Below are 1,367 nucleotides of genomic sequence, written 5' to 3'. Positions count from 1 at the left end.
GCGTTCGGGGGGCGACCGATGCGGGCAGCGTCGCGACTTGGACGGCCTCCGGGCTCCTTGGGGTTCACAATGGTTCAATCGGCGCGTCCGGCGGGTCGGGGGGATCGTGCATCGTCGGGGGGACCCTGATCGATGGTTCGCAGCCCATCAATTTTAGCGATTGTGCGGGGCTTGCGATTTCCCAGCCCGCAATCGCTGGGAAAAACTGGATTAAATGCACAACAGATGTGGCGAATCTGCAATTCCGAGTTGGGTTGGATGGTGCCGTGACGGGGGCAAGTTTCACGAGCCCGGCGGCGGATTACGCGGAGTGGTTTGAGGGGCTGGAACCTTTGCCCGTTGGCGGCTGCGTCGTCATCGGCGACGGCGGGCTGATTCGTCTTTACGACTCTCGTTACGATCGTCTGGACGACATAATGGGCGTTGTTCGTCCTCGCAAAACGCGCGACTGCCTCATCGGGAATGCCGCCGAGCATAATTGGGCCGGCATGTATCTGAAGGATGAGTTCGGCGACCCGGTTTATGAAAACTGGACCGACCCTGCGGACGGCTCCGTTCACCGCGTTTTGGCTGTGAATCCTGCCTATGAGGCGTCTTTACCCTATCTCCCGCGCAGTGCTCGGCCCGAATGGAACCTGATTGGCCTGTTAGGGCAGGTGCCGATTCTGAACGGTCAACCGCAGAACCCGCGTTGGCGCGCGATGCGTCCGATCTCGGACCACGTGACCCTCGTTTACATCCGCTAAGGAACCATCCTCATGCACACGCAACTTCTGTATCCGGGCGCAGGCCCGGATGACGGGACCGGCACCGTTTTGCGCGATGCCGCCTTTATTCTCAATAATATGCTGCTGCGCCTCGCGGGCTCGTCCTGGCGACAGCCCGTGCGGGCGACGATTAGTACCCCGCCGCTCACCCCCAATCACCAGCAACGCTGGCTGATTGGCCCCGCAGCGACGGGGGCGTTTTGCGGGCAGGGAAGGCCAGATCGCCGAATGGGTGGGCGCGCCGCCGGGGGCGTCCCCGGTCAATGCCTGGAGCTTCGAGCCGCCGACCGAGGGCGCTTTCGTCATCGACATCGCCGCCGCAAGCCTGCTGCGCTGGGACGGGTCGGCTGTGGTGGCCGCCATCGGCGATGAGGCTGTCGATTGGGGGGCGATTACCGGCAAGCCCGATTTTTTTCCGCCCGCCAGCCATAGCCACGCTTTTGACGATCTGACCGCGATTCCGGCGCTGGTTTCGGCGTTGGCGGGGCTTGGCGGCGCTGGGCTTTTGAGCAAAACCGGCTCTAGCCTTACGACCCTCCTAGCCTCCGCCTTCGGTCTCTCGTTGCTGGGCGCACTCGATGCTCCGGCGGCGCGCGGGTT

General features: G+C 63.4%; 2 protein-coding genes. Both read left to right on the top strand.

Annotated features, from left to right (window positions below; translation table 11 throughout):
* Window positions 1-746 (top strand): peptidase G2 autoproteolytic cleavage domain-containing protein (locus tag VZ95_RS15600; protein WP_045776680.1); only part of this gene is annotated, 746 nt, incomplete at its 5' end.
* Window positions 747-942: 196 nt separating this feature from the next.
* Window positions 943-1,367: hypothetical protein (locus VZ95_RS15595; protein WP_198148339.1), on the top strand; the 425-nt coding region annotated here is incomplete at its 3' end.

This window comes from Elstera litoralis (assembly GCF_000963705.1).
In the GTDB taxonomy this organism is placed as follows: domain Bacteria; phylum Pseudomonadota; class Alphaproteobacteria; order Elsterales; family Elsteraceae; genus Elstera; species Elstera litoralis.
This window is presented reverse-complemented; position numbering and strand designations above follow the sequence as displayed.